Annotated in this window: 18 protein-coding genes; 14 read left to right on the top strand and 4 right to left on the bottom strand. The window is 67.7% G+C overall.

Annotation, left to right across the window (positions count from 1 at the left end; genetic code table 11):
• The first annotated feature begins 18 nt into the window (after nt 1-18).
• Together DN412_RS14150 and DN412_RS14145 are read left to right on the top strand one after the other, a co-directional pair.
• On the top strand, nt 19-423 hold the full coding sequence (locus tag DN412_RS14150; RefSeq protein WP_115212217.1) for a nuclear transport factor 2 family protein: 405 nt from the start codon (nt 19-21) through the stop codon (nt 421-423).
• Between the two features lie 15 nt (nt 424-438).
• Entirely contained in the window at nt 439-1,884 is a 1,446-nt protein-coding gene (locus DN412_RS14145; RefSeq protein ID WP_115212216.1) for an NAD(P)/FAD-dependent oxidoreductase, read from the top strand.
• 58 nt (nt 1,885-1,942) lie between these two features.
• On the opposite strand, the gene DN412_RS14140 is transcribed toward DN412_RS14145, so the two are convergent.
• Nucleotides 1,943-2,716, bottom strand: a complete 774-nt coding sequence (locus DN412_RS14140) for an SDR family NAD(P)-dependent oxidoreductase (protein WP_115212215.1) — start codon at nt 2,714-2,716, stop codon at nt 1,943-1,945.
• A gap of 1,085 nt (nt 2,717-3,801) precedes the next feature.
• On the opposite strand from DN412_RS14140, the gene DN412_RS14130 reads away from it, so the two are divergent.
• The 10 genes from DN412_RS14130 to DN412_RS14085 all read left to right on the top strand — a co-directional run bounded on the left by DN412_RS14130 (nt 3,802) and on the right by DN412_RS14085 (nt 13,915).
• On the top strand, nt 3,802-4,269 hold the full coding sequence (locus tag DN412_RS14130; RefSeq protein ID WP_425267417.1) for a (2Fe-2S)-binding protein: 468 nt from the start codon (nt 3,802-3,804) through the stop codon (nt 4,267-4,269).
• On the top strand, nt 4,266-5,243 hold the full coding sequence (locus tag DN412_RS14125; RefSeq protein ID WP_115212212.1) for an FAD binding domain-containing protein: 978 nt from the start codon (nt 4,266-4,268) through the stop codon (nt 5,241-5,243). Before DN412_RS14130 ends, DN412_RS14125 begins: the two co-directional genes overlap by 4 nt.
• Nucleotides 5,240-7,357: a xanthine dehydrogenase family protein molybdopterin-binding subunit gene (locus tag DN412_RS14120; RefSeq protein WP_115212211.1), complete on the top strand. Its 2,118-nt coding sequence runs from the start codon at nt 5,240-5,242 to the stop codon at nt 7,355-7,357. The genes DN412_RS14125 and DN412_RS14120 overlap by 4 nt, the downstream gene beginning before the upstream one ends.
• 87 nt (nt 7,358-7,444) lie before the next feature.
• Nucleotides 7,445-8,374: a LysR family transcriptional regulator gene (locus DN412_RS14115; RefSeq protein ID WP_115212210.1), complete on the top strand. Its 930-nt coding sequence runs from the start codon at nt 7,445-7,447 to the stop codon at nt 8,372-8,374.
• Between the two features lie 138 nt (nt 8,375-8,512).
• Nucleotides 8,513-8,866, top strand: a complete 354-nt coding sequence (locus DN412_RS14110; protein ID WP_115212246.1) for a Zn-ribbon domain-containing OB-fold protein — start codon at nt 8,513-8,515, stop codon at nt 8,864-8,866.
• 28 nt (nt 8,867-8,894) lie between these two features.
• The gene (locus tag DN412_RS14105) at nt 8,895-10,040 is read left to right on the top strand and encodes a thiolase family protein (RefSeq protein ID WP_115212209.1); all 1,146 of its coding nucleotides are present in this window, start codon (nt 8,895-8,897) and stop codon (nt 10,038-10,040) included.
• Between the two features lies 1 nt (nt 10,041).
• Entirely contained in the window at nt 10,042-10,806 is a 765-nt protein-coding gene (locus DN412_RS14100; protein ID WP_115212208.1) for an SDR family oxidoreductase, read from the top strand.
• Between the two features lie 10 nt (nt 10,807-10,816).
• Complete coding sequence (locus tag DN412_RS14095; protein ID WP_115212207.1) at nt 10,817-11,620, top strand: enoyl-CoA hydratase/isomerase family protein; 804 nt, start codon at nt 10,817-10,819, stop codon at nt 11,618-11,620.
• A gap of 32 nt (nt 11,621-11,652) precedes the next feature.
• Entirely contained in the window at nt 11,653-12,636 is a 984-nt protein-coding gene (locus DN412_RS14090) for a tripartite tricarboxylate transporter substrate binding protein (RefSeq protein ID WP_115212206.1), read from the top strand.
• A 40-nt stretch (nt 12,637-12,676) separates the two neighbouring features.
• Nucleotides 12,677-13,915 carry a CaiB/BaiF CoA transferase family protein gene (locus tag DN412_RS14085; RefSeq protein WP_115212205.1) on the top strand — a complete coding sequence of 413 codons (1,239 nt, stop codon included), beginning with the start codon at nt 12,677-12,679 and terminating at the stop codon, nt 13,913-13,915.
• A 10-nt stretch (nt 13,916-13,925) separates the two neighbouring features.
• Here DN412_RS14085 and gcvA read toward each other — a convergent pair whose 3' ends face one another.
• Nucleotides 13,926-14,822 (bottom strand): transcriptional regulator GcvA, encoded by an 897-nt coding sequence (gcvA, locus tag DN412_RS14080; RefSeq protein ID WP_115212204.1) that lies wholly within the window; start codon nt 14,820-14,822, stop codon nt 13,926-13,928.
• 187 nt (nt 14,823-15,009) lie between these two features.
• Between gcvA and DN412_RS14075 the strand changes: the two genes are divergently transcribed.
• Together DN412_RS14075 and fusA are read left to right on the top strand one after the other, a co-directional pair.
• The gene (locus DN412_RS14075) at nt 15,010-15,897 is read left to right on the top strand and encodes an oxidoreductase (protein ID WP_115212203.1); all 888 of its coding nucleotides are present in this window, start codon (nt 15,010-15,012) and stop codon (nt 15,895-15,897) included.
• A 206-nt stretch (nt 15,898-16,103) separates the two neighbouring features.
• Nucleotides 16,104-18,182 (top strand): elongation factor G, encoded by a 2,079-nt coding sequence (gene fusA / locus DN412_RS14070; RefSeq protein WP_115212202.1) that lies wholly within the window; start codon nt 16,104-16,106, stop codon nt 18,180-18,182.
• 166 nt (nt 18,183-18,348) lie between these two features.
• Here fusA and DN412_RS14065 read toward each other — a convergent pair whose 3' ends face one another.
• Both DN412_RS14065 and DN412_RS14060 read right to left on the bottom strand, forming a co-directional pair.
• On the bottom strand, nt 18,349-20,013 hold the full coding sequence (locus DN412_RS14065; protein WP_115212201.1) for a cation acetate symporter: 1,665 nt from the start codon (nt 20,011-20,013) through the stop codon (nt 18,349-18,351).
• A complete protein-coding gene (locus tag DN412_RS14060; protein WP_115212200.1) occupies nt 20,010-20,318 on the bottom strand; it encodes a DUF485 domain-containing protein in 309 nt (102 codons plus the stop codon). Before DN412_RS14060 ends, DN412_RS14065 begins: the two co-directional genes overlap by 4 nt.
• Between the last annotated feature and the right edge of the window lie 4 nt (nt 20,319-20,322).

Below are 20,322 nucleotides of genomic sequence, written 5' to 3'. Positions count from 1 at the left end.
CACTCAGGAGACCCACCCATGTCCAAGGACAACACCGCCGCCGGCATCGAACTGCTGCAGGCCTTCAACGATGCCTGGAACCGCCACGACATCGAAGCCCTGATGGGCTTCATGGCCGATGACTGCGCCTTCCACGGCGTGGCCGGTCCCGACCTGCTGGGCCGCAGCTTTATCGGCCACAAGGCGGTGCGCGAAGGCTTCCAGCTGGCCTGGCAGACCTTCCCCGACGCGCAGTGGGTCGATGGCGACCACTTTGTCGTGGGCGAGCGCGGCGTCAGCGAATCCACCTTCCGCGGCACCCGTGCCGACGGCGCCCGCATCGAGGCGCGCATGGTCGACGTCTTCACCTTCCGCGACGGCAAGATCGCGGTGAAGAATGCGTACCGCAAGGACCGCCCCCCCGTCGTAGCGCCCGCAGCCTGACCGAGGAGACGCGCCATGCAAGCCGTAGCCCCCCGCAGCAGCCTCCTTGCCGGCGAGCAGTCCACCGCGCCCACCCGGCCGTACGACCCCGCCTACGATCCCCTGCACACGCCCACCCCCGGTCACGGCCGCGAATACGCGCCCACCTACTGGATCGGCACCGCGGGCGAGCCGCCCGCCGACGACGGCCCGATCACGCACGATATCGACGTGGACGTGGCCATCATCGGCTCGGGCTTTACCGGCCTGACCTGCGCCATCTTCCTGGCGCAGGAATACGGCATCAAGGCCACCGTGCTCGAAGCCAACCGCGTCAGCTGGGGCTGCAGCACGCGCAACGGCGGCCAGGCGCAATGCGCGTCGGGGCGGCTCAAGCGCTCGCAGTGGATCCAGCGCTACGGCCTGGACACCGCGCTGCGCCTGCATGAAGAAATCTGCGACGGCATGGAGACCTTCAAGGGGCTGATCAAGGACATCAACTGCGACCCGCAGCCCGGCGGCCACCTGTATATCGCCCACCGCGCCAAGGTCATGCCCGCGCTGGAGAAGGAAGCCAGGCTCCTGCGCGAAGTCTTCAAGTACGACGCGCGCATCCTGGACGCCGACACCGTGCGGCGCGAATATGTCGACGACAAGGAATCCGCGGGCGCCATGCATGAGCCCGAAGGCATCGGCATCCACGCCGGCAAGCTCGCCTTCGGCTACCTGCGCCGCGCGCGCGAACTCGGCGCCAAGGTGCATCCGTCCAGCCCCGTGACCGGCTGGGAAACGCGCAACGGCGTGCACTACCTGCGCACCCCTGGCGGTGTCGTGCGCGCCCGCGCCGTGGCCGTGGCCACCGGCGGCTATACCTCGCAGTCGCTGCACCGGGAGCTCAAGAACCGGCTGTTCCCGATCCTGTCGAACTCCATCGTCACGCGCCCGCTCACGCCCGACGAACTGGCTGCGTGCAACTTCCGCACGACGCAGGTCATCACCGACACGCGCATCCTGCGCCACTACTACCGCCTGATGCCCGACGGCCGCCTGCAGATCGGCAGCCGCAGCGCCATCACCGGCAACGACGCGCCGCAGGAGCAGTACAAGCAGAAGCTGATCGCCGACATGCACCGCAAGTTTCCCGCGCTGCAGGGCATCCAGGTCGACTATTCCTGGTGGGGCTGGGTCGATGTCAGCCACGACATGATGCCGCGCATCACGCAGCCCGATCCGGCGCAGTCGATCTATTACGCAATGGGCTACGGCGGCAATGGCGTGATGTACTCCGCTCAGGCCGGCAAGCGCCTGGCGGCGCTGGTCGCCGGCAAGTCGTCGACGCTGCCGGAACTGCCGATCTTCGGCTCACCGCTGCCGTTTCCGAACGTGCGCGAGATGGTGGAATCGCGGATGTTCGCGCCGTTCCGGAGGATGGGGCAGCGGGTCTTGTATCACTGGTATCACCTGAAGGACGACGTGCTGTAAAGGGCGCGTGGGCGTGCCCCTGGCGCGCCCACGCTACAGGCACCGCTCAGCACAGCTCTCAGAACAGCGTATATCCGCCGTCGATCACGAAGGTATCGCCAGTGTGATACGCCGACGCCGGGCTCATCAGATAGATCGCGATTCCGCCGAAGTCGCTGCCATCGCCCCAGCGGCGCATCGGCACGCGCTTGTGCACCATCTCCTGGAAGGCATCGTTGGTCTGCGCCACGCTGGTCATTTCGGTCTTGATCCAGCCGGGCAGGATCGAATGGGCGCGGATGCCCTTGCGCGCATACTCGACGGCCAGCCCCCGCATCATCGAGATCACGCCGCCCTTGGTGGCGGCATAGTGCTCGGAGCGCGGCGCACCTTCAATGGCGGCGACCGAGGCCGTGCTGCACAGCACCCCGCCCTCGCCCTGCACCAGCATCTGCCGCACCGCCGCGCGCAGCGTGAAGAAGGCGCCGTCCAGGTTGACGCGCATGGTCCTGCGCCAGGCCTCGGTCGCCATCTGATCGAACGGCCCCTTGTTGCCGCTGCCGACCCCGGCATTGGCAAAGCAGCCATCGAGGCGTCCCAGCGCGGCCACCGTGCGCTGCATTGCAGCATCGACCGCTTGCTCGTCACCGACATCGCAAAGTTCGGTATGCACCTTGTGGCCATGCCGGGCCAGCCGGTCCGCCGCGGCGGCGTTCTTGTCCGCGTTAGTGCCCCAGATCGCGATATCGGCGCCGGCCGCGGTCAGGCCTTCGGCAATGCCCAGGCCGATGCCGCCGTTGCCGCCGGTTACCAGCGCCGCTTTGCCTGTCAGGTCAAACGGATGCTTGCTCATGTCTCTCTGCCTCCTCGGGTGGTCTGTCGCTGCCTTGGTCGGACATTGTTGACATGACCAGCGCCAATGTTCGTCGTCGGAATGGATGAAATTTGGGTGCGGAGGTGCATGCCATCGGGGGCAGAGAGGGAGACAGGCCGTGGCAACTGCACGCCCCAACGCAGGAAAGCCCACCCGAATGGCTGGGCTGGTTTGGTTGCGTGTAGAGGACGCGAGTGCGTCGAGGGCGTGAGGTACGCTCAATCGCCGTCACGCAAGGCGGATTTATCGCAAGCCGAAGAAACTAAGTACGGCAAGGATGATGACTACGGCTCCAACAAGCCAGACTATGTTCATGACAGCTCTCCTTGTTCCACGGCAGCCAGGTTTCGAAAGCCCCCCTGACGCCCTGATGCGCCGGCGATATGCCCATCGCTGTCCAATACCCGCAACATCCGTGCCGTGCGCTGCCGGTGTATCTACCGCCCCTCGCGGGGCAGTTCTGCGCCGGCACGCACGCTCGAGGCAGTCAGGTGCATCTCCTGTTGCAAAGGGAGACGGGCTCAAATTACAAACTTGTGAAACCGGCGCTTATGCCTTCACTGCCCTACGCCAGCCTCACAGGCCAGGGCCACCGCCGCCCGATGACCGAAAAAAGTGCGGCCGCCTGTGAATAGGTCCGGTCGAAGTAAACCGGCCCGCACAATCCGCAGGACCTGACGCGAACCATGCCGGCCGCGCCCCTTCTTCAAACCTATCATCCAACGAGTCAGCGCAAGAATCGTCCACCGCAGCGCAACGACGTTCTATTGCGATGACCGCCGGTGCCTGTAGCGTTTCAACGACTGCCCCACCAGTCCGAGGTCGCCACACATCTTTCGGTCCCGATGCGGGGCAGGGCCAGGACAAACCTGCAGAGACTTGCAGAATGCGCCCCTTGGTCGTTCCCGCAGTTCGTTCCCGACGTGGTGCCGGCCCGAGCGAAGCCCCTGTCCCCAACCGCCCAAGTCATTTGGGCTATGCGAAGAGGAATGTCGACTATGTCTAGTTCTGCTCGTTCCGACGGAAGCCAGCCACAGCCTGGCGATAGCTACGGCTCAACCCGCATGCCGCTGCGCCTGACGGTCAACGGCACGCTGCATCGCCTGGAGATCGATCCGCGCGAATCCCTGCTTGACGTACTGCGCGAGCGCCTGGACCTCACGGGCACGAAGAAGGGATGCAACCAGGGCGCGTGCGGGGCCTGCACGGTGCTGGTGGAAGGGCGCCGGATCAACAGCTGCCTCGCTCTGGCCGCCATGTACCACGACGCCCACGTGAGCACGATCGAAGGCCTGTCGCCGGCCGAAGGCGACCTGCATCCGCTGCAGGCCGCGTTCATCGAGCACGACGGGTTCCAATGCGGATTCTGCACGGCGGGCCAGATCATGTCCGGCGTCGCCTGCATCGGCGAGGGTCATGCCACCTCGGCCGACGAGGTGCGCTTCTGGATGAGCGGCAACATCTGCCGCTGCGGGGCTTACCCGGGCATCGTCGCGGCGATCGCCGAGGTCGGCGGGAGGAAGCTGCCATGATCCCCTTCACACTGCAGAAGGCCGGCTCGGAAGCTGATGCGCTGGCGGCGGCCGCGGCCGGGGCCCGCTTCATCGCCGGCGGCACCACTCTGGTGGACCTGATGCGCGAGCACGTGGAACAGCCCACTCGACTGGTGGACATCAACGCGCTGCCGCTGAACCATATCCGGGTGGAAGGCGATGAACTTGTCATCGGCGCGCTGGCCCGCATGTCCGATGTCGCCGCGCATCCGGACGTTTTCCGGCTCCACCCGGTGATCGCCGAGTCGCTTATCGAGGGCGCCTCTCCCCAGTTGCGAAACATGGCCAGCATCGGCGGCAATCTTCTCCAGCGCGTGCGCTGTCCTTACTTCCGGATGCTCGATGCCGCCTGCAACAAGCGCGTGCCGGGCAGCGGCTGCGCGGCCATCGACGGCTTACACGCGGGCAATGCCATCCTGGGTGCCAGCGGCCATTGCTCCGCAACGCATCCGTCCGACCTTGCGGTTGCCCTGGTCGCACTGGACGCGGTGGTCCATGTACGGGGTCCGCACGGCGCACGCCACTTCCCGGTGGAAGACCTTTACCGCCTGCCCGGGACCACGCCGCATCTCGAACACACCTTGCAGGCCGGAGAACTCATTGTCGAGGTGCGAGTGCCACCGCTCCCCTATGCACGGACTGCGCGCTACCTGAAGATCCGGGACCGGGCCTCGTATGAGTTTGCACTGGTATCGGCCGCGGCGGCCTTTGAGGTCAGGGATGGCGTGATCCGGGCCGCTCGCCTCGCGTGCGGTGGCGTGGGCACCCGGCCATGGCGCATGCGCGCGGCCGAACTCGCGCTGCAAGGCAAGCCGCCGACGCGCGCGAGCTTCGAAGCGGCGGCGCATACCACGATTACGGGCGCCTCTGCGCTGCCCGGCAACCGATACAAGGTCGCGCTGCTGCAGCGAACTGTGGTACGAGCCCTCGAACTGGCAGGAGAATGCAGATGAACGCAAACCATATCGGCCAGCCGCATGCCCGCATCGACGGGCGTGCCAAGGTGACCGGCAGCGCGCTGTATGCCGCCGACTTCAACCAGCCGGGACAGGCCTACGCGGTGATCGTAGGTGCTTCGATCGCGCTGGGACGCGTGGCCGGACTCGACGCCGAAGCCGCGCGCCGGCTGCCAGGGGTGCTGGCGGTACTGACCCATGAAAACGCGCCGAAACTGACGTACGCCCCGCACAAGGGCTTTATCGATCCGCAGCACGGCGAACGCCTGCATGTCCTGCAGGACGAGCGCGTCCGCTTCTACGGCCAGCCGGTTGCCGTGGTCGTGGCGCAGACCCTGGACCAGGCCGAGCACGCGGCCAGCCTGCTGCATATTCGCTATGCCGAGGAATCACCGGTCTCCGACCCGCTCGACCAGCGCGCCGAAGCCGTGGTGCCGGAGGCGGGGCGTGAGCCGGGTCCTCATTCGGCGGACCGGGTCCGCGGCGATCCCGAGGCCGCGCTCGCGGCGGCGGCGGTCAGGATCGACGCAGCCTACGATGCCGCGCGCGAGAATCACGTCCCGATCGAGCCGAACGCCACCGTTGCCGCCTGGGAAGGCGAGCGGCTGACGCTCTGGAGCAAGAGCCAGTTCGTGGTCAATGAGCAGGCCGAGATCGCGGCGATCCTCGGCATCCCGGCTGAGAACGTCCATGTCGTCTGCCCGTTTATCGGCGGCGCCTTCGGCACCAGCCTGCGCACCTGGCCGCACGTAACGCTGGCGGCGGTCGCCGCGCGCGAGGTGGGCAGGCCCGTCAAGCTGGTGCTGTCGCGGCGGCAGACCTTCCATCTGACGGGACACCGGCCGCGGACGGTGCAGCGCGTGGCGCTGGCGGCGACGCCCGAGGGCAAGCTGACCGGCATCGTGCACGAAGGCACTGGCGAAACCAGCCGGTATGAGCAGTTCGCCGAGGCACTCACTTCGGTGACACCGTTCCTCTATAGCTGCCCCAATGTGCGCACACGCTACCGGCTGGTGCCGCTGGACATCAGCACGCCGACTTATATGCGGGCCCCGGGCGAGGCCACTGGCGTCTTCGCGCTGGAATGCGCGATGGACGAACTGGCCCATGCCCTCCGGATGGATCCGCTGGAACTGCGCCGGCGCAACGAACCCCGGCTTGATGAGGGGATGCAGCTTCCCTTCTCCAGCCGCTCCATGCTTGCCTGCTACGAACGCGGCGCCAACGCCTTCGGCTGGGCCCGCCGCACGCTCGCGCCCGGTTCGATGCGGGACGGCCGCCTGCGCATCGGCTGGGGGATGGCCTGTGCCAGCTACCCTGTCTTCCATGGGCAAGCCAGCGCTCGCGTGCGCCTGCTGGCTGACGGAACGGCCGAAGTGGAGGCCGCGGCCAGCGACATGGGGCCCGGCACCTATACCTCGATCACGCAGATTGCCGCCGAGACCCTGGGGCTGCCGATGGACAGCGTGCGCTTCAGCCTTGGCCGGTCGGATTTCCCGCCTACCCCGCCACACGGGGGCTCGATGACCCTCGCGTCCGTTGGCTCGGCCGTGCACGCCGCCTGCACCGCCGCGCTGGACCAGCGCCAGGCGCGCGCGGATCGCACGGACGGCGTCATCGAGGCGAGCGCCACGGCAGGCCCGGATGCCGAGGTGCGCAGCCGGTTTTCCATGCATGCCTTCGGTGCGGTGTTCGTGGAAGTCGCCGTCGATCCCGATGTCGGCACGATCCGTGTCCGGCGCGTGGTGGGCGCATATGGCGCGGGCCGGATCGTGAATCCGCGCCTCGCGGCCAGCCAATGCACCGGCGGGATGGTCGGCGGCATCGGCATGGCGCTGATGGAGCGAACCGCCCTGGATCCGCGGGACGGCCGGCCGGTGAATGCGCATATGGCGGATTACCTCGTGCCGGTCAACCTGGATATCCAGGGGCTGGAAGCGCATTTCGTCGACGAGGCCGATCCCCATGTGAATGAGCTGGGCGTCAAGGGATTGGGTGAAATCGCGCTGGTGGGCGTGGCCCCGGCCGTGGCTAACGCCGTGTTCCACGCCACCGGCAAGCGCGTGCGGGAGCTGCCGATCCGCATCGAGCACCTGGTCGAGCACAGCTAGTCCAGATCCGCACGGGCCTGCTCTTGCTGTTTGCGTGATACGGCCTGGCATTATGATGGCCGCATCCCCAACCTCCGGTTGCCAGTCATGGACAAGGCCCGTGTCCTCACCCTCTTCCTCGGCGTGGTGCGCGCCGGCAGCTTCCATCGCGCCGCGGTGGAGGCCGGCGTCACCCCGCAGGCCGCCAGCAAGGCCGTGCGCACGCTGGAGGACCATCTCGGCGTGCGCCTGCTGCACCGGACCACCCGCAAGCTCAGCCTGACGGAAGAAGGCGCGCGCCTGTTCGAGCTGGCCGCGCCGGGAATGCGCCAGCTCGACGAGGCGCTCGAACAGGTCCGCGGCAGCAGGAGCGACAGCGACGGCCTGGTCCGCCTGACCGCTCCACCGTCACTCGGCAGCCGCGTGCTGGTCCCGCTGGTGCGGGGCTTTCGCGAACATTATCCCGGCATCACCTTCGATGTGGTGCTGAGCGACCTCTTCACCGACCTGGTCGAAGCCAGGATCGACGTCGGCTTCCGCGTCGGCACCAGCCCCGGCCAGAATCTGGTGGCGCGACGGCTGTGCGATCTTCCGCTGGTCATCTGTGCGGCGCCGGATTACCTGGCGCGGCACGGCGAGCCGGCCACCCTGGACGACTTGCTGCAGCACCAGTGCACGGGCTTCCGCCGCCCCGCGACCGGGCGCATGGTGCCGTGGGAGCTGCAGGTGGACGGCGACCTGATCTACCAGGAGGTGCCTGCCGTGGCGAGCTTCAATGACGTGGAAACCGAGGTCGAAGCGGTGCGAGCCGGCATGGGCATCGGTCAGCTGCCCGCCTACATGATCCACGCCGACCTCGTGAGCGGACGGCTGAAGGCGATCCTGCCGCGGTACAGCAGCAGCAATGTCGGCATGTACATGTACTACCCGCATCGCAGCCAGATGCCGGTGCGGGTCCGGCGCTTCATCGACTTCGTGGTGGAGGCCGGCCGGGGCGCTGAGCAGTCGCTGTCGCGCCTGGTCGGGATCGTGCCCTGATTCTGTCCGCAACTGCCGGCCTGGGTTTCCTGGCATTTTCGTTTGATTTTTTCTCAAGCGAACGCGCCCGAAATATCGTTTGTCGCGCAGCCTGCCGACGACAACTATTACGGCAAGGCCAACCCACAGGAGACTGCCGTGTCAGACCAGCCCTATCCGCTCTGGAGCGCGGAACCCATCCCCCACTTGCTCGCCTCGCGCGACCGCGCCACCGGCGCGTGGATCTTCCCGGCGCTGCCCGCCGATTCGCCGCTGGCGGACGGCCACGAGACCGTCGCCATCACCGGCACGGGCGTGCTCTACAGCTTCACCGTGATCCACCCCGCGCCCAAGAGCGGACTGGCTCCGTATGCGCTCGGCTATGTCGATTTCGTCGGCCCGGTGCGTATCTTCGGCCGCCTGCTGGGCACGGCACGTCCGGTCATCGGCGAGCGCTACGCGCAGCGGCATGACGCCGAGCTGGGCTATGTCTTCGAAGCCGTCACGGCCTGAACGATCGAGAGAAGGAAAGGTAAGCAAGATGCAGGACATCTACATCCACGGCGGCGCGATGACGCCGTTCGGCCGCCACCCCGGCGTGCTGGCGCCGGAGCTGGCGCAACAGGCGATCCTGAAGGCGCTGGCCGATGCCGACGTGCCGGCTGGCCGCATCCAGGCCGTCTACTGCGCCAACGTGCTGGGCGGCATGATCCTTGGCCAGCTGATCGTGCGCGACCTGGGGCTCAAGGGGATCCCCGTCTACAACGTCGAGAATGCCTGCGCCAGCGGCGCCACCGGCGTGCACCTGGCACGGCATGCGCTGCTGGCCGGGCAATACGACACGGTGCTGGTCTTCGGCATCGAACAGCTCACTGCGCTCGGCGGCGGCACCATCCCGCTGCAGCGCAATGACCACAAGACCGAGCTCTATGCAAAGTCGGGCATGGTACTGCCCGCGGTGTATGCGATGCGCGGCACGCGTTTCCTGCACGAGCGCGACGCCAGTCCTGCCGACCTCGCCGAGGTGGCCGTGAAGAACCGCTACCACGGCTCGCTGAACCCGTATGCCCAGCAGCGCAAGACCACCACGGTCGAGGAAGTGCTCGCCTCGCGCATGATCGCCGACCCGCTGACGCTGCTGCAGTGCTGCCCGTCGCAGGTCGATGGCGCGGCAGCGCTGGTGCTGAGCACGCGCCGGCCGGCGCAGGCGCGGCCGGTGAAGGTGCTGTCCTCGGTGGTGGTGTCGGGCATGCGCGAGGAGGCCGACGACGACATCCTCGATGCCGAGATCACCGCGCGCGCCGCGCGCCAGGCCTATGAACAGGCGGGGCTCGGCCCGCGGGACGTCAACGTGGTCGAACTGCACGACGCCTTCACCATTGCCGAACTGCTCTACTACGAAGCCCTGGGCCTGGCCCCGCGCGGCGATGCCGTGGCCCTGCTCGATTCCGGTGCGACGCGCCTGGGCGGGCGCGTGCCGGTCAACCCGAGCGGCGGCCTGCTGGCCAAGGGCCATCCGCTGGGCGCCACTGGTGTGGCGCAGATGGTCGAGATCCTGTGGCATCTGCAGGGCCGCGCCGGCGAACGCCAGGTGCCCGAAGCCCGCATCGGCCTGACGCAATGCACCGGTGGCGGCATCGCGGGCGTGGACCACGCCGCGTCTTCCGTCCACCTGCTGGGAGTCTGAGATGGGCACGCAACGCTTCGATCCTTCCCATGTGGCCGTGGTCACCGGCGCCGCGCGCGGCATCGGCCTGGGCATCGCCACACAACTGGCCCGCCAGGGACTGGCCGTGGCCCTGCTCGACCGCGACGCTGCCGCGCTCGATGCCGCCGTCGGCGCGCTGGTCGCCGAAGGCCTCAACGCCTTTGGCGCCAGCGCCGACCTGACCGACTCGGCCGCGGTCCACGACGCCTTTGCGCAGGTGCAGGCGCGCACTGGCCGCGTCGACTACCTGGTCAACAACGCCGGCGCCGTGCGCGACACGCGCTTCCTGAAGATGACCGACGAGGACTGGGACCTGGTCATCGATACCAACCTGCGCTCGCAGTTCCTGTGCTGCCGTGCGGCATTGCCCGGTATGGTCGGGCGAGGGTACGGCCGCGTGGTCAATATCTCGTCGCGGGCCTGGCTGGGTGGCTTCGGGCAGGCCAACTACTCTGCCGCCAAGGGTGGCGTGGTCAGCCTGACACGCTCGCTCGCGATCGAATTCGCGGGCAAGGGCATCACCGTCAACGCGGTGGCGCCCGGCATCGTCGATACCCCGCTGTTCCGCGGCTTCGCGCCCGAGGTGCAGGCGCGGCTGCAGAAGTCTGTGCCGGTGCAGCGCATCGGCACCGCCGACGACATTGCCAACGCGGTCAGCTTCTTCCTCGACCCGCAGTCTTCCTACGTGACCGGGCAGACGCTCTATGTCTGCGGCGGGCGCAGCCTGTCGTCGCCAAGCGTTTAAGGAAGCCACCATGACCGTACGACTCCACACCGACGGCGCGGTCGCCGTGCTGACGATCGACCGGCCCGGGGCGCTCAATGCGCTGGACGTGACCGCGCTGCGCGAACTGCGCGGCCACCTCACCGAAGTGCGCGACCGCGACGACCTGCGCGTGGCCGTCCTGACCGGCTCCGGCACGCGCGCCTTCTGCGCGGGCGCCGACCTGAAAGGCACGCGCAGCTCGCCCGCCACCTACCCGGAAGCGCTGTTCCGCGCGCCGGAGCAGGCGGCCGACCTCGGCCTCTATATCCGGCTGATGGACCTGAGCGACCTCGGCCTTTGCAAGCCGCTGATCGCGGCGGTCAATGGCCATTGCCTCGGGGCCGGGCTGGAGATCGCGCTGCAATGCGACCTGCGGATTGCAGCGGAGCAGGCGAGCTTCGGCCTGCCAGAAGCCGCGGTCGGGTCGATCCCCGCCGTCTCGGGCCTGCATCGCCTGCTCAAGGCCGTGCCGGCGGCGCACGCGATGCAGATGGTGCTGACCGGCGAGCGGATCGACGCCGCGCAGGCCGCGCGCATTGGACTGGTCACGGAGACGGTGGCGCCGGAGGCGCTGCTCGACCGTGCGCTGGCCATCGCCGCACGCATCGCCGCGAATGCGCCGCTGGCGGTACAGGCGGTGAAGAAGCTGTCGCGCCAGACCAGCCACCTCAGCGAAGCCGATGCGCAGCAGCTGACCGAGCTCTACTGGGGCGTGCTGCGCGATACCGCCGACCGCACCGAGGGGCGGCAGGCGTTCGCCGAGAAGCGCCAGCCCCGCTACACCGGCCGTTAAGCGCCCGAAAGCAGATACACAGGAGACAAAGCATGACTCGCATTACCCGATTCGCACGCGCGGCGTTTGCGGCCGCGCTGACAGCCACCGCGCTGGGCGCCGCGGCGCAGGCACCCTTCCCCACGCAAAAGCCGATCACCCTGGTAGTGCCGTTCGCCCCCGGCGGCGGCAACGACATCCTGGCGCGCCTGATCGCGCCCAGGATGGGCCAGCTGCTGGGCCAGACCATCGTGATCGAGAACAAGCCCGGGGCGGGCGGCAACCTCGGCGCCGACAATGTCGCCCATGCGGCGCCGGACGGCTATACGCTGGTGATCGCTTCCAGCCAGGTGACGATGAACCCGTTCCTCGGCAGCAAGATTCCGTTCAGCATCGAACGGGACTTCGAGCCGGTGGGGCGGATCGCATCGGTGCCGATCATGCTGGTGGCCAACCCCGACCAGCCGTTCCGCACCCTGCAGGACTTTATCCAGTACACCCGCGCCAATCCCGGCAAGCTGAGCTACAGCAGCCCTGGCAACGGCACGCCGCAACACCTGGCCGGCGAAGTCTTTGCCAAGCTCAACAAGACCGAACTGCTGCACGTGCCCTATCGCGGCACCGGACCGTCGATTACCGACCTGATGGGCGGCCAGGTGCAGATTTCCTTTGCGACCTTTGCCTCGGCGATCCAGTATGTGCGCGCCGGCAAGCTGCGCGCGCTCGGCATCGCCGGCAGGAAGCGCACCGCGCTGATGCCGGACCTGCCAACCTTTGCTGAAGCCGGCATTGTCGGCTACGACGCCGAGCTGTGGTACAGCCTGCTGGCCCCGGCGCGCACGCCCAAGCCCGTGGTCGACAAGATCAACGCCGCGCTGGTGGCCGCGCTGAAATCACCTGACGTGACGGAGCAGATGGGCAAGCAAGGCTTCGAGCCGCAGGCTTCGTCGCCGGCCGAGCTGAAGGCCTATATCGGCAAGGAGATGACACGCTGGCAGCGCCTGATCCAGGACAACGGCATCAAGGTGGCGCTGTGAACTCGCCCTCCCATCCCGCACCCCCTCCGGAGGCATGACAATGCTGCGCGACGCACTGGACGGCCTGACCGTCATCGACTTCACGCAGATCGGCGCCGGCCCGACCTGCACCATGCTGCTGGCCGACATGGGCGCCAGGGTCATCAAGGTGGAGCCGCCCGGCGGCGAGCTGGGCCGCGGGCTGGGACCCGGCTGGCTCGGCGACGACAGCGCGCTGTTCCACGGCTTCAACCGCAACAAGCTGGGCGTGGCGCTCGACCTCAAGTCCGCCGACGGCGTGGCCGTGGCACGCCGCCTGATCGCGGGTGCCGATATCGTGGTGGAGAGCATGCGCCCAGGCGTGATGGAACGCCTTGGCCTGGGCCATGCGCAACTGGCCGAGGCGCACCCGGCGCTGATCTACTGCTCGATCTCCGCCTACGGGCAGGACGGGCCGTACGCGGGCCGCGCCGGCGTCGACGGCATCATGCAGGCCGATTCCGGGCTGATGAGCCTGATCGGCCTGCCTGACGGCGAGCCGTGCAAGGTGCAGGCGCCGGTGGTCGACGTGATGACCGGCTACGTGGCCTGCGTGGGGGTGCTGGCGAAGCTCGCGCAGCGGGCCCGCGACGGCTGCGGCGGCCATCTCGATGTCAGCCTGCTCAATGCGGCGCTGGCGCTGCAGCAATCGTCCCTCACCAGCTATTGCGCCGACGGGAAACTGCCGCAACGCGTGGGCAGCGCGGCGCCCTATTCCGCGCCCAACCAGGCCTTCCGCACCGCCGACGGCTGGGTCATGGTGGCCGCCTACATGCCCGAGCGCTGGCGCCGGTTGTGCGATGTGCTGGGCCGGCCCGAGCTGGCCGGCGACCCGCGCTTTGCCACCTCGCCGCTGCGCGTAGCCAATCGCGCGGCAATGGTGGATGCGCTGACCAGTGTCTTCGTCACCCGCACGACCGACACTTGGCTGGCGTTGCTCCAGGACGCCGACATCCTGTGCGCGCCCGTGGCAACCTACGACGATGTCATGGCGCATCCGCAGGTGGCCGCCAACCGCATGGTGCAGCGCGTCCGGCACGACACCTTGGGCGAGATCCGCATGCCGGGCTTCCCGATCAACAGCGCTCAGGAAAACGCGTTGCCATCTCAGCCGGCACCGGCTTGCGGCCAGCATACGCAGGCCGTGCTGGCCGAACTGGGCTACAGCCGCGACGAAATCGCCGCGCTGCGGTCACGGGGCGCAATCCACTGCAGTCAGTCGGAGGCGATACGAGACATGGTGGTCCCGGCGGCATCCTGAGCCTGCCGCATCAACCCTGCGCGTCGAACTGCGCCAGCAGCCACTGCCGGAACACCGCCATGCTGGGGCTTTCCTTGCGGTCAGCGGGCGTCAGCAGGTAGTAGGTGAAGTCGCCCATATCCACGGCCTGCCGGAACGGCGCCACCAGCCGGCCGGCATCGAGATCGGCCGCCACCAGGAAGCGCTGCGCGATGGCAAAGCCCTGCCCTTCGACGGCGGCCGCATAGGCCATGGCCGAGCTCTGGTAGGTCATGCCGCCGCGCGCATCGACCTGCCCGTCCGCGCGCGCGGCCTTGAGCCAGTGGGCCCAGTCGTCAGGCCGCGCGATCGAGTGCAGCAGGGTCTGGTGCTCCAGGTCAGCGGGCTTCTTCACCTTCGGCCCGCCCTCCAGCAGCCCCGGGCTGCATACCGGCACCAGGATATTCGACACCAGCCGATAGGTATTGACACCGCTCCACTTGCCGTCGCCCAGCCGGATCGCGCCGTCGATGTCTTCCTTGCGAAAATCGACCGGGTCGAGCGACGCGGTCAACAGCACCTCGATGCCGGGATTGGCTGCATGGAAGCTCGACAGCCGCGGGATCAGCCAGCGCATGGCAAAGGTGGTGTAGGCGCGCACCTTGAGCTGCTTGCGCCTGGCGCGCTTGCTCAGGCGCCGGGTGGCCTCGCGCAGGTCGTCCATCGCCTTGGTCACTGCGCGATAGTAGTCCTCGCCGGTGCGGGTCAGCGAGATCTGCCGGTGGCCGCGATGCAGCAACTGCACGCCCAGCCCCTCCTCCAGCGCACGGATCTGGCGGCTGACGGCGCCGGGCGTGACGTGCAGCTCCTCGGCAGCCGTGGTGATGCTGAGGTGCCGCGCGGCCGCCTCGAAGGCACGCAAGGCGTTCAATGGGGGCAATTTGTCCATGCCAGCGAGTCTGCCACACGGTTGAGGTTTGCTCAATTGAAGCGCTGTCGCTGAATTGACAACTACTTGTTGTCATTGAAACGCGATTGCATGTCTAGTGTTGCTGACGTCGCCGGCCTAAATTTGTCTCCGTGGCCCCGCCATCAGACATCGACGTCAAACCGAGCACCCTGAAAGGAGATTCATCATGTCCGCCAACACCACCAACACCGCCAACACCAACGTCAACGCCACCGGCAAGGTCTGGTTCATCACCGGCGCCTCGCGCGGCTTCGGCCTGGAACTGACCCGTGCCGCCCTGGCACGCGGCGATCGCGTTGTCGCCACCGCGCGCCGCCCGGAGACGATCACCGCCGCGCTGGGCGAACACGACAACCTGCTGGGCGTGGCGCTGGACGTCACCAGCGAAGCCCAGGCCGTCGCCGCCGCCGAAGCGGCCGTGGCCCGCTTTGGCCGCATCGATGTGCTGGTCAACAACGCCGGCTACGGCCTGCTGGGCGCGGTGGAAGAAGCGTCAGCGCAGGAAGTCGAGCAGCAGTTCGCCACCAACGTGTTCGGCGTGCTGGCCGTGACGCGCGCGGTGCTGCCGCATATGCGCGCGCAGCGCGGCGGCCGCATCCTCAATATCTCGTCGATCGGTGGCTACGCCGCGTATCCGGGCTGGGGCGTGTATGGCGCCACCAAGTTCGCGGTGGAGGGCCTGACTGAAGCGCTCGACGCGGAACTGTCGCCGCTGGGCATCCGCGCCACCGTGGTCGAGCCGGGCTTCTTCCGCACCGACTTCCTCGATGCCAGCTCGCTGGTGCGCGTGCGCACCGAGATCGCGGCGTATGCCGAGACGGTCGGGGCCATGCGTGCGCACATGGTTTCGGCCAACCACCAGCAGCCCGGCGACCCCGCCAAGCTGGCGGCAGCGCTGCTGGCCCTGGCCGACAGCGACACCCCGCCGGTGCGCCTGCCGCTGGGCTCGGACACGGTCTACCGCATCACCGAGAAGAACCGCCGGGTGGAAAGCGAACTGGCCGCATGGCAGGCGCTGGCGGTGTCGACCGACCACAACGATGTGCGCCGCTGATCTTGCTGCAGCGCACCAGCGCGCGGCTTGCTGCAGTGCAGGCAAGCCGCGCGGCCACAAAACCAGGCCGGCCAAGCGCCGGCCGCGCCACTTGGGGGCTGTCCCATGTCCGGCATGGCACGGTGTCGGGCATGCGCATATGTCGCTTCCGCCGAATTTCGCCAATAATGCCCTGAGAGTCATTGCCGGACGAACCGAGAGCCAACATGCACGATAGTCCCGATGCCATCCGCACCGTCGCCCTGCTTGGGCACGCGGGGTGCGGCAAGACCTCGCTGGTCGAGGCACTGCTGTACAAGGGCGGTGCGCTGCACACGCCCGGCAGCATCGAACGCGGGTCCACGGTGTGCGACACCGATCCGCTGGAGCGCAAGTACAAACGCTCGCTGAGCACCGCCGTTGCCCACCTGCATTACCGCGACACCCGCATCTACCTGCTCGACACCCCCGGCTACCCTGACTTCTCCGGCCTCGCCATCAGCGCGCTGGCCGCGGTGGAGACCGCTGCGATCATCATCAATGCGCAGACCGGCATCGAGATGACCACGCGCCGGGCGATGGCGTGGGCCCAGGCGCGCCAGCTGTGCAGGATGATCATCATCAATGGCATCGACGGCGACAAGGTCGACCTGCCAACGCTGCTGACGGATATCCAGGAGGCCTTCGGCAAGGAATGCCTGCCGATCAACCTGCCGGCCGACCACGGCGGCAAGGTGGTCGACTGCTTCTTCAATCCGGCCGGCGAGTCGGATTTTTTATCTGTGCCAGCGGCCCACGATGCGCTGATCGACCAGGTGATCGAGATCGATCCCGAGCTGATGGAGCTATACCTCGAGCAAGGCCAGGCGATCACGCCGGAACAGCTGCATGCCCCCTTCGAGCGCGCGCTGCGCGAAGGCCACCTGGTGCCGATCTGCTTTACCTCGGCCGCCACCGGCGTCGGCATCACGGAACTGCTCGACGTATTCGTGCAACTGCTGCCCAATCCGACCGAAGGCAATCCGCCGCTGTTCTATCGCGATACCGGCAAGGGCAGCAGCGAGGGCGGCAGCGAAGGCAGCGAACACCGCAAGGCCGTGCGCGCCGAACCGGTGCCGCACAAGCATGTGCTGGCCCATGTCTTCAAGGTGGTGATCGATCCCTATGTCGGCAAGCTGGCTGTGTTCCGCATCCACCAGGGCACGGTCACGCGCGACAGCCAGCTCTATATCGGCGACGGCCGCCAGCCGTTCAAGGTGGCGCACCTGCTGCGGCTGCAGGGCAAGGAGACGCAGGAAGTGCCGCGTGCCGGCCCGGGCGATATCTGCGCGGTGGCGAAGGTGGACGAGCTCGGCTTCGATGCAGTGCTGCACGATGCCACCGAGGACGGCAATATCCACCTGACGCCGCTGGAGTTCCCCACGCCGATCTATGGCCTGGCGATCGAGCCGGCACGCCGCGGCAATGAGCAGCGCCTGGCCGAGGTGCTGCACAAGCTCAGCGCGGAAGACCCGTGCCTGCGCGTCGAGCATCCGGCGGGCACCAATGAAACCGTGGTGTTCGGGCTGGGCGAGTTCCACCTGCGCTGCGCGCTGGAGCGGCTGACCGAGCAGTACAAGCTGGAAGTGGCGACGCACCCGCCCAAGATCGCCTATCGCGAGACCATCGGCGGCAAGGCCGAGGGCCATCACCGGCACAAGAAGCAGACTGGCGGCGCCGGGCAGTTCGGCGAGGTGATGCTGCGGGTTGAGCCGCTCGCGCGCGGCGAGGGCTTCGACTTTGTCGATGCGGTCAAGGGCGGGGCAATTCCCGGGCAGTTCATTCCCGCCGTCGAGAAGGGCATCCGCCAGGTGCTGGACAGCGGCCCGCTGGCGGGCTTCCCGATGCAGGACGTGCGCGTGACCGTCTATGACGGCAAGAGCCACCCGGTCGACTCCAAGGAAGTCGCGTTCGCGACCGCCGGGCGCAAGGCCTTTATCGATGCGGTGCTCAAGGCCCGCCCCAGCGTGCTGGAGCCGATCGTCGATATCGAGGTCACGGCGCCGGGCACCGCCATGGGCGACATCATCGGCGACCTCTCCACCAAGCGCGGCCAGGTCCATGGCACGCGCACCGCCGCCGGCAACGCGGTGATCGTCGCCGGACAGGTGCCGCTGTCGGAGCTGAACGACTACCAGTCACGGCTGAACAGCATCACCGGCGGCCACGGCAGCTACACCATCCAGTTCAGCCACTACGACTACGTGCCGCCGGCACAGCAGGACAAGATGGCGTCCCGCCACAAGGCACAGCAGGACACGGATTGAGCACTTAGTCCACTGCGTCAGAGGCAATGCGCCCCCGCTGGACTGCGCCTCAAGGCCGTATGCGTCGTTGCAAATGCTCGCAATAGCCGTGCTATTGCTGCGCTTTGCGCCTAGCCTACGACCTTGCTGCGCAGCCCCTCGGGTGCGATTCCTCTAACCCGGTGGACTAGTGCTGGCTGGCGCCGGTCGCGCCGATGCCGGTCATGGCACGCACGAACTGCGCGCCATAACGCTGGCGCTCGGCGCTCGCCTGCGCCGAGCGGTCGAGCACCGACACCAGCCAGGCGCAGGCAAAGGCCAGCGTCATCGAGAACAGCGCCGGATTGGCATACGGGAAGACCGGCTTGGCGTGGTGCAGGATGCCGACCCAGACGGTCGGGCCCAGCACCAGCAGCGCCACCGCCGAGGCCAGCCCGGCCAGGCTGCCCGCCACCGCGCCGCGCGTGGTCAGCCCTTTCCAGAACATCGACAGGAGCAGCACCGGGAAGTTGACCGAGGCCGCGATCGCCAGCACCAGCCCTGACAGGAAGGCGATGTTCTGCTTCTCGAACATCACGCCCAGCACCATCGCCAGCACGCCGATCACCAGCGTGGCCGCCTTCGATACGCGGATCTCGTCCTTCTCGCTGGCCTGTCCGCGGCGGAACACGTTGGCGTACAGGTCGTGCGAGACAGCCGACGCGCCCGACAGGGCCAGGCCCGCCACCACCGCCAGGATGGTCGCGAACGCCACCGCCGAGATAAAGCCCAGGAACAGGTCGCCACCGATCGCATGCGACAGGTGCACCGCCACCATATTGCTGCCGCCGATGATCTTGCCGGCCGCATCGCGATAGGCCGGGTCGGCGCCCACCATCACGATCGCGCCGAAGCCCACCACCAGGATCAGCAGGTAGAAGTAGCCGATGAAGCCAGTCGCGTAGAGCACGGACTTGCGCGCCTCGCGGGCATCCGCCACCGTGAAGAAGCGCATCAGGATGTGCGGCAGGCCGGCCGTGCCGAACATCATCCCGACACCGAGTGAGATGGCATCGACCGGGTTGGACACCAGCCCGCCCGGCGACAGGATCGCCAGGCCCTTCTCATGCACCTTGGCCGCGCCGGCGAACATGGCTTCGGGGCTGAAGCCGAAATACGCGAGCACCATGATGGCCATGAAGGTCACCCCGCCCAGCAGCAGCGCAGCCTTGATGATCTGCACCCAGGTAGTCGCCAGCATGCCGCCGAACATCACGTACAGCACCATCAGCAGGCCGACGATCACCACCGCCGATTCATAGCTGGTGCCGAACAACAGCTCGATCAGCTTGCCGGCACCGACCATCTGCGCCACCAGGTACATGATCACCACGGTCAGCGTGCCGCAGGCGGCAGTAATACGCACCGGCTTCTGCGCCAGGCGGTACGACACCACATCGGCGAAGGTATAGCGGCCGAGGTTGCGCAGCCGTTCGGCGACGATGAACAGGATGATCGGCCAGCCGGCGACCACGCCCAGTGCGTAGATCAGTCCGTCATAGCCCTTGTCGAACATCATGGCGGAGATGCCCAGGAAGGAGGCCGCCGAGACCATGTCGCCGGCGATCGCCAGGCCGTTCTGGAACCCGGTGAGGCCACCGCCGGCGGCATAGAAGTCCGACGCCGAGCGCGTGCGCCGCGCGGCCCAGCGCGTGATGCCGAGCGTGAAGAGCACGAACAGCAGGAACATCAGGATGGCGCTCCAGTTCAGCGGCCGGCGCGCGGCTTCGCCCTGGATCGCGGGCGCGGCCAGTGCGGCGGTGCTCGCAAGGTCCATGAAAAACACGGGCAAGAAACGGAATACCGGCTTCATGCTTTGCACTCCTTGCGCACGCGCTCGTTGAGCGGGTCCAGGTCGCGGTTGGCCCGGTACACGTAGATCCCGGTCAGCATCACGGCCGCGAAGATCACCGCCACGCCCACGGGAATACCCACCGTCATGACACCTGCGCCGAGCGGCGCGCCAAGCGTGGCCGGCGAGAACGCCAGCAGCAGGATGAAACCGAAGTAGATTGTCAGCATCACCAGCGTCAGCGACCAGCCCAGGCGGGCCCGCCCGCTGGTGAGCCGGATGAAATCGGGGTGGTTCTGGATGGCATCCAGTTGTCGCGCGTCCATGATT

Origin of the sequence: Cupriavidus lacunae (genome assembly GCF_003353055.1) — a bacterium.
Lineage (GTDB): Bacteria > Pseudomonadota > Gammaproteobacteria > Burkholderiales > Burkholderiaceae > Cupriavidus > Cupriavidus lacunae.
The sequence above is the reverse complement of the archived record's forward strand: the minus strand, read 5'-3'. Positions and strand labels throughout refer to the sequence as shown.